At 67.8% G+C, this 7697-nt stretch carries 9 protein-coding genes and 1 tRNA gene; all 10 read left to right on the plus strand.

The features are described 5' to 3' along the window. Nucleotides 1-423, plus strand: a 423-nt coding sequence (locus SY1_RS06600) for a (d)CMP kinase (RefSeq protein WP_208873151.1), incomplete at its 5' end; no start/stop codon positions are given. A 44-nt stretch (nt 424-467) separates the two neighbouring features. After that, nucleotides 468-1049 carry a lysophospholipid acyltransferase family protein gene (locus SY1_RS06605; RefSeq protein WP_208873153.1) on the plus strand — a complete coding sequence of 194 codons (582 nt, stop codon included), beginning with the start codon at nt 468-470 and terminating at the stop codon, nt 1047-1049. Next, on the plus strand, nt 1030-2076 hold the full coding sequence (gene hflX, locus SY1_RS06610) for a GTPase HflX (protein ID WP_208873155.1): 1047 nt from the start codon (nt 1030-1032) through the stop codon (nt 2074-2076). The genes SY1_RS06605 and hflX overlap by 20 nt, the downstream gene beginning before the upstream one ends. Further along, on the plus strand, nt 2034-2180 hold the full coding sequence (locus tag SY1_RS06615) for a hypothetical protein (protein ID WP_208873157.1): 147 nt from the start codon (nt 2034-2036) through the stop codon (nt 2178-2180). The genes hflX and SY1_RS06615 overlap by 43 nt, the downstream gene beginning before the upstream one ends. 40 nt (nt 2181-2220) lie before the next feature. Continuing rightward, nucleotides 2221-3105, plus strand: coding sequence for a YicC/YloC family endoribonuclease (locus tag SY1_RS06620; RefSeq protein ID WP_015556564.1), 885 nt, complete (start codon nt 2221-2223; stop codon nt 3103-3105). A gap of 11 nt (nt 3106-3116) precedes the next feature. Further along, nucleotides 3117-3677, plus strand: coding sequence for a guanylate kinase (gene gmk / locus SY1_RS06625; protein ID WP_015556565.1), 561 nt, complete (start codon nt 3117-3119; stop codon nt 3675-3677). Nucleotides 3678-3864: 187 nt separating this feature from the next. Continuing rightward, nucleotides 3865-4098 (plus strand): DNA-directed RNA polymerase subunit omega, encoded by a 234-nt coding sequence (locus SY1_RS06630; protein WP_015556566.1) that lies wholly within the window; start codon nt 3865-3867, stop codon nt 4096-4098. Between the two features lie 23 nt (nt 4099-4121). Next, nucleotides 4122-5312, plus strand: a complete 1191-nt coding sequence (gene coaBC / locus SY1_RS06635) for a bifunctional phosphopantothenoylcysteine decarboxylase/phosphopantothenate--cysteine ligase CoaBC (protein WP_243440611.1) — start codon at nt 4122-4124, stop codon at nt 5310-5312. 2 nt (nt 5313-5314) lie between these two features. After that, on the plus strand, nt 5315-7105 hold the full coding sequence (locus SY1_RS06640) for a primosomal protein N' family DNA-binding protein (RefSeq protein ID WP_208873161.1): 1791 nt from the start codon (nt 5315-5317) through the stop codon (nt 7103-7105). A gap of 180 nt (nt 7106-7285) precedes the next feature. Then, nucleotides 7286-7373: transfer RNA gene (locus tag SY1_RS06645), tRNA-Ser, on the plus strand. Nucleotides 7374-7697 lie beyond the last annotated feature (324 nt).

The raw sequence follows: 7697 nt of genomic DNA on the forward strand, positions 1-7697 counted from the left end.
CGCACGCCGCGCATCGACCGGGTCGTCTCGGCCTATTCAGCCTTGCCCTGCGTGCGTTCTGCACTTCTGGGCCTGCAGCGAGATCAGGCGAAGTACGGCTCCCTGGTGGTGGAGGGGCGCGACGCGGGAAGCGTGGTCTTCCCCGATGCGCCCTTGAAGTTTTTTCTGACGGCCTCGCCCGAGGCGCGCGCCAGGCGCCGCTGTCTCGAGCGGGAGGCGAAGGGGGAGGACGTCTCCTACGAGGAGACGCTTTCGGCGATCCGGGAGCGGGATCGCTTCGACAGCAGCCGGGAGACGGCTCCCCTGAGGCGGCCGGAGGGGGCCGTCCTGCTGGATACGTCGGACATGAGCGAGGACGAAGTGGTGGAATGCTTCGAGGGCCTTGTCCGCGATGCCGTGCGAAGGGGGGACGTGGAGGAGTGAAGCCGAACCCGGTTTTTTATGCGATCGTCAGCGGTCTGCTCCGCATGGCGCTTCGGGTGTACAACCGGTGCTCCGTGCGCTGGGAGGAGCCGTTGGACCCCGACGAGAGGATGATCGTCGCCTGCAACCACACGAGCAACCTGGACCCTGTGGTCGTGGGGTGTTTTTTCAAGCGGCAGCTGCGCTACTTCGCCAAGGAGGAGCTGTTTCGGTCCTGGTTTTTGGGTACCGTCATCCGCGCCCTTGGCGCCGTGCCCGTCTCCCGTTCGGACAACGCCTCGGCGGCGGGTGCCCTGCGGGGGTTCATGAAGCTCTACCGGGACGGCAGCGACGTCCTGATCTTTCCGGAGGGCGGCCGTTCCCCGGACGGCAGGCTGAAGCCTCTCGAAGGCGGCGTGGCCCTGATCGCCGCCCACGAGAGGGCGCCCATTCTGCCGGTATTCATCCACGGCGCCTATGAGGCCATGCCGACCGGCGCGCATTTCATCAAGCCCCACAAGATCACGATAACGTTTGCGAAGCCGCTGCGCTTCCCGGATGAGGTCTACTCCGGAAAGGACGGGAGGGACGTCATCATGCAGCGGCTGACGGACGTCATGAAGTCGCTTGAGTCGCAGGCGTCCTGAGCGCTCTGAGAGCCGGAGCGGCGCCGTCGTGGCGGCCCTCTCGCTCCCGGATCAGAGGGAGGGTCCGGAGGAACGCCTTGCGGAGCTCTCCCTTCTCCTTACGTCCCTGGGCATCGAGACGCTTGGCTCCGCGGCCCAGGGCAGGGGTGAGCCAAGCCCCGCGACCCTGGTGGGGCGCGGCAAGGCGGAGGAGCTGAGGCTCTTCTGCAGCTCCCTGCGGGCGCGCTACCTCGTGTTCGACGAGGCCCTCTCCCCCGTGCAGAGGGCCAACCTGGAGGCCCTGACGAAGGTGACGGTGTGGGATCGTCCCTTCGTCATCATGAAGATCTTCGAGCGGCGCGCGTTGACGGCGGAGGCGCGCCTCCAGGTCCAGATGGCCATGGCGCGCTACGAGATCCCGCACCTGAAGGGGCTGGGGCTGCAGATGTCCAGGACCGGAGGGGGCATCGGGACCCGTGGTCCCGGCGAGACGGAGTTCGAGCGCCACCGCCGACGGCTGGAGCGCCAGGTGCGCGACATGGCGAAAAAGCTGGAGAACGTCCGCAGACAGCGGCGTCTCGTGCGGGACAGGCGCCGCAAGCGCGGGCTCCCCACCGTCTCGCTGGTGGGGTACACGAACAGCGGCAAATCGACCCTCCTGCGCGCCCTTTCGGGCGACGGGACCATCGTCGCGCAGGACCGCCTCTTCTCCACCCTGGACACGTCGGTGCGCCGCATCCCGCTGCCGGGGGGCGGCGCCTTTCTCCTGTCGGACACGGTGGGCTTCATCCGCAGCCTTCCGCCGGAGCTGGTGGCGGCGTTCCGCGCCACACTCGAGGAAATTCAGGAGGCGGAGCTCCTTCTGCTGGTCCTGGATGCGTCCGACGCCAGGGCGATGGAGACCTGTCAGGTCATCTTCGACACCCTCCTGGCGATTCGCTGTCATGAGCTCCCCGCTTTCTGGTGCTCAACAAGCTGGACGCGGTTCAGCGGACGGAGGCGGAGGTGCTGGCGGCGGCGCTGGAGAACGCGGGGGAGAACGTCGTGAGGGTGAGCGCCCTTCGCGGCGATGGGCTCTTGGAATTGCGGCAGGAGATCGAGCGCTTCCTGACGGAGAGGAACCCCTGGTTCACCCGTCCCTCCGGCCTCTAGGGGGCGCCGCGGCCGTGACAGACGTTTGGGGAGGGCTTTCATGTTCTTGAGCATGACCGGATTTGGGCGCGCCTCGCGGGATTTCCCCTGGGGATCGGTGACGTTTGAGCTGACGTCGGTGAATCATCGGTATCAGGATTTTTCGACGCGGCTCCCCAGGGAGTTTGCGTCCATGGAGTGGCGTTTCCTCTCCATCCTGCGCGCCGGACTGAACCGCGGGAAGGTCCGCCTCTCCGCGGAGGTCGCCTGGGCTCCGGGGGTTCGCACGCCGACGCTGGATGAGGAGGGGTTGCTCCAGTTCTTCCGACGGGTTCAGTCCCTAGCCCGCGGGCAGGGGCTGACGGCCCCCGCGGACCTGACGCCGTTCCTCGTCCTGCCGGGGATCTGCGAGCTGGGCGGTGCGGCCGCCGCCGAAGTTCAGGAGGCTCCTGAGGTTTGGGACGACCTGCTGCGCGCCGCGCTGGATTCCCTCATGGAGATGAAGCGGACGGAGGGGGAGAAGATGCGCTCCGTCGTTGCCGGGGACCTGGAGGCCTTCGAGGACATCGTCCGAGGCCTTGAGGAGCGCTGGCGGACCGCCGCTGCGGCGGCCCTGGAGTCCCTGAGGGCGAGGATAGAGCGTGTGGCGGAGCACTTTGAGCTTGAGGTGGATGAGGCACGGGTCGCTCAGGAGATATCCCTTCTCTCCGACCGGTGGGACGTCTCCGAGGAGCTGGCTCGCCTGGCGGCCCACGTCGAGCGGTTTCAGGAGACGATGGACGGAGGGGGGCTGGCGGGGCGTCGGCTGGACTTCCTGATCCAGGAGATGAACCGGGAGGTCAACACGATGGGCTCCAAGGTGGCGGACGCGGAGTTCCGCTGGGGGGTCGTCGAGGCGAAGTCCTGCCTCGAACGCATCCGTGAGCAGATTCAAAACGTCGAGTAGGGGGGCTGGGCATGAGGCGGGGGAGGCTGTTCATCCTGTCCGGGCCGAGCGGCGTCGGCAAGGGAACGCTTCGCGAGCGCGCCCTGAAGGACGTGGAGGGCCTGATCTACTCCATTTCCTGCACGACCCGCAGCCCGCGACCGGGGGAGCGGGACGGCGTCGAGTATCGCTTCGTCTCCGAGGCGGACTTCAAACGAAGGGTGCAGGAGGGGCTGTTCCTGGAGCACGCCCGCGTACACGACGCGTGTTACGGGACGCTGCGCGCGGACGTGGAGCGCGAGCTGGACGCGGGGAACGACGTGCTGCTTGAGATCGACGTCCAGGGTGCGAAGCAGGTCCGCAGCCGCCTGCCGGACGCGATCTCCATCTTCGTGGCGCCCCCCTCCCTGGAGGAGCTGGAGCGGCGCCTGCGGAATCGCCAGACGGAGAGCGACGATGAGCTGAGGCACCGCCTGGCGAACGCCGAGATGGAGATGGAGCAGGAGGGAACTTACGACCGGATTCTGGTCAACGACGACCTCGACGACGCCTCGGCCGAGCTGCGGAGGTTGATCCTGAGCTATCGGGAGTGAACGACGACGGCGATCTCCCCGGAGGGGGACGCAGCCCCATGCTGAAATTCGGGGAAGCGCCGAAGGACCCCCCGGTTTGACGTTCCTCGATGGCTTTCCACAACGTTTTAGGGTGAATCGGCGCTTGGCGCTTTTTATTTATGAAGGTATATGAAGGGGACCTTTCCCCGGAACGTGGAGTGAGAAGATGAAGTTCTACGACCTTGAGGGCCTGGCAAAGAAGTGTGGGACGGACAACAAGTACGAGATCACGGCGAGCATTGCGGCGAGGGCGCGCTGGCTTGGCGAACACAAGACCATCGAGAACGATTTGATGACGAACGAGCGCTACCTCTCCATGGCGCTTCTGGAGGTGGAGAAGGGGAACGGCATCCCCGCGCCGGGGGACCCGTCGATCCTGTCACAGCCGGCCGAGCAATGACCTCCTGGAAGAGGGGCCGGAGGGTGCTGCTCGGCGTCACGGGGGGCATCGCCGCCTACAAGATCCCGGAGCTGGTGCGGCGCCTGCGGAGGGAGGGCTGCGAGGTGGAGGTCGTCATGACGCGCGCCGCGGAGCACTTCGTCAGCCCTCTCGTGCTTGCCACCCTCTCCGGCCGGCGCGTCTGGCGTCAGGAGGACCTCTTGTCGGAGGAGCGGGGTGCCTCCATCCCCCACATCCGCCTGGCGGAGTGGGCGGAGGCCGTGGCCGTCGCCCCCTGCACGGCGGACGCGGCGTCGGACCTGGCGTACGGTCGTGGGGAGGGGCTGCTGGCCGCGACGCTTCTGGCTGCCGAGGCGCCCGTGCTGGTCTTCCCGGCCATGAACGCTCACATGTACGGGAACGTTGCGGTGCAGGAGAACCTCTCGACCCTGGCCCGGCGTGGGGTGCGGGTGGTCGAGCCTTCGGCAGGAGCCCTCGCCTGCGGGGAGGAGGGGCCCGGACGGATGCCCGAACCCGTCGAGATCGCGGAGGAGGTCTTCCGCGCGCTGGCCCCAGTCCACGACCTTCAGGGCGTTCACGTCCTGGTCACCGCCGGGCCGACCCACGAATACCTGGACCCGGTACGCTACATTTCCAACCCCAGCACGGGGCGCATGGGCTTGGCTATGGCCCGCGCCGCCTGGCATCGGGGCGCGGAGGTTCGGGTGATCCTGGGCCCCGTTGACCCGGCGCCCTGTTCCCTGTATGGGCTTGAGGTGACGCGCGTCGTGTCCGCCCTTGAGATGAGGGATGCGGTCATGGCAAACCTCGATTGGGCCAGGGTGATCGTCAAGGCTGCGGCCGTGGGGGATTACCGCGCAAGGGAGCGGAAGCCGCACAAGATGAAGCGCGAGGGGCGCGAGGCGCTGTCCCTCGACCTGGTGCAGAACCCCGACATCGCGGCGGAGGTGGGGGCGAAGAAGAGGCCGGCTCAAATCCTGATCGGCTTTGCGGCGGAGACGGACGACGTCCGAAGGAACGCCCGCGCCAAGATGGAGCGCAAGGGGCTGAACTTCATCCTGGCCAACGACGTCCTGGCGCCCGGCAGCGGCTTTGCCTCGGAGACGAACGCGCTGCGCCTGATCGCTCCGGACGATGAGGAGCTCCTGTCCGGGAGGAAGGAGGACGTCGCCGACGCCGTCTGGAGCTCTCTGGCGGGGCGGCTGCAGCTTTAAAAGTGTCCTCGCAGCTCATCGAGGTCGTCGTCCCCGGGCCATGGTGGAACGCCCTGACCTACGAGGCGCCCTTTGTGCCCGAACCCGGCTCCCGCGTCAGGGTCCCGGTGGGGCGGGGGGAGCGCATCGGGTTCGTGGCGGGCCCCGCGCGCGAGAGGCCGAAGGCTGCGCTGCGCAGCGTCCATGAGGTGCTGGACGAGAGGGGGCCTCTGGGCGCCGAGCTGTGGGAGCTGATGTGCTGGGTGGGACGGACCTTCCTCTGCGGGACGGGCATGGTCTTGAAGACGGCCTGCCCCGCAAAGTTTTTGGAAGGGGCCACGCTCGACAGCCCCTTCGGCGGAGAACGGAAGGGGGGCGCCGAAAGGAGCGCCTTTTGCGAGGAGCACTGCTTTATCCCGTGGGATGAGGAACGCGCGGCCTTTTACCGGGCCGCGCTGGAACGGCCGTGCCGGACGCTGGTCCTCTTCTCCGAGGCGGCGACGGCGCGGCGTTTCTTTGCGTCGCTCCCGGCCCATCTGAAGGCCGAAGCCGTGCTCTGGCCCTCCTCCGGAGGAAAGAAGCTCTGGGACGCCTGGAGGGAGGTCCGATCAGGCAACGCGCGCATCGTGGTGGCGCCTCCCGGGGGGGTCTACGCCCCGATGGCCCCCGGACAGGTCGTGGTGGACGATGAGGCGAGCCCCGCCTACGTCCCCCAGCGGGCCCCCCGCGTCTCGGCCCGAAGCATCGCAGGGCGGCGCGCGTCCCTGCTGGGTGCGCGCCTGATCTTGGGCGGTCGTATGCCGTCGTCCAAGACCTTCCTGCGCGCTCACCCCGCCTGCGAGGTCCTGCCGGACCGCGACCGGATGGTCTTCGCGGACGTCCGGCGCTCCCTGAAGGGGAGGGAGCGGGGCGTGGAGGGGGACCTGCCCCTGACCGTCTCACTCCTGGCCCGAACGCGGAGGGAACTGGGGCGGGGGCGGCACGTCCTCTGGATGCTGGACCGCAGGGGGGAGGCGGCTGAGGTCTTCTGCGTGGAGTGCGGGCACTCGCCCCGCTGCCCCCGCTGCGGCGGCGTGATGCGCAGCGAGTCCTCGGGGCAGGCGCTGCGCTGCATTCGCTGCGGCCGGAGGGAGGCCCTTCCCGAACGCTGTCCGGACTGCGGAGGAGGCCTCTGGTCGGGCCGGCGTCCTGGGCTTGAGGCGCTGGCCTCCATGGCCGGCAGGCTGATGCCGGAGTGTCCCGTCCTCCTTCATGAGGAGGGGAGGATCAGGGCTCCGGAGGTCCCGTCCCTCCTTCTGGGGACCCGGGGCGCGCTGGCGCTCTGCGACCGGCTGGACGTGGGGCTTGCCGCGTGGCTGGACCTGGACGCGGAACTGCGCCGGCCGGAGTATAGCGCGCGGTTTCAGGCGTTCAGCATGGTGTGGGAGTCCTACTGGCGCGGCCGCCGCGGCGGGGATGAGGCCGCAGGGCGGACGGTGCTGATCCAGGGCCGTCGCTTCGGCGCGGAGTGGCGCGCGATCCTCTCCGGAGGCTGGGAGCGCTTCTGGCGCAGTGAACTGGCGCTTCGCTCGGAGCTGGCTCTGCCGCCCGTCGGGCTGATGATCCAGATCGACCTGCCGGAGGGGGAGGACCGTGCCGAGGCCCTCCGTGCCCTGGAGGACGCGGGGCTCTTCGTCATGGATCCGGGGGAGCCCGGCTCTCCGCTGTGGGTGAACGCCTCGTCCCCGGAGCCCGTCGCGCGGGCCCTGGCGCCGCGCTTTGCCATCGGACGTTCAAGGTTGCGCTTCCCCTCGGTGACCGTCTGGGCGGAGTGACGGCGCCGGGCGGCAGCGGAGGGCTGCGGGGGGTGGACTTGAAAATTCGGCTGACCGGAGAGGGACGCATTGACTTTTCGACCGCATCTATCGCATCTATTTTTTGATCCTGGAAAAAGTTGCCCGCCCCCTTTTATAAAGGGTGCATCTCGTGTATAATGTCCCTCGTGTTCGCTTTGCGGAGACGTGGCCGAGTGGTCGAAGGCGGGCGCTTGGAGAGCGTCTGAGCAGCAATGCTCCTAGAGTTCGAATCTCTACGTCTCCGCCATTTTTTTATCCCCATCGAGGACCGAAACCTAAAGCCCCCGCTTCAAGGCGGGGGCTTTTGTTATGCAAATTCTTATGCAGTTTTGGGGGCACCTGAGGGTGCCCTCCGGCCTTTTTCTGCCGTCATGAACGGCTCATACCAAATCGCGTCTAGTGTGGATTGCCTCCCCTGAAAGGGGAGGTGCCGAACGAAGTGAGGCGGAGGGGTTCGGCCAGACGACCGGCCTCACGCAAGCCGATCTTTCGGGAGGATTGCGGCGGCCGGTTGGTCGGCTGAGGGCGAAGGAAGTCCGGGGGACTTCCACAGCTCAGTCAGACGACACGA

The sequence above is a fragment of the Fretibacterium fastidiosum genome, assembly GCF_000210715.1.
In the GTDB taxonomy this organism is placed as follows: domain Bacteria; phylum Synergistota; class Synergistia; order Synergistales; family Aminobacteriaceae; genus Fretibacterium; species Fretibacterium fastidiosum.

What these genes read in the sequence shown, in the direction of transcription:
- SY1_RS06605 (WP_208873153.1), top strand. Translation starts at nt 468, where the DNA reads ATGGCGCTTCGGGTGTACAACCGGTGCTCCGTGCGCTGGGAGGAGCCG.
- SY1_RS06620 (WP_015556564.1), top strand. Translation starts at nt 2,221, where the DNA reads ATGTTCTTGAGCATGACCGGATTTGGGCGCGCCTCGCGGGATTTCCCC.
- gmk (WP_015556565.1), top strand. Translation starts at nt 3,117, where the DNA reads ATGAGGCGGGGGAGGCTGTTCATCCTGTCCGGGCCGAGCGGCGTCGGC.
- SY1_RS06630 (WP_015556566.1), top strand. Translation starts at nt 3,865, where the DNA reads ATGAAGTTCTACGACCTTGAGGGCCTGGCAAAGAAGTGTGGGACGGAC.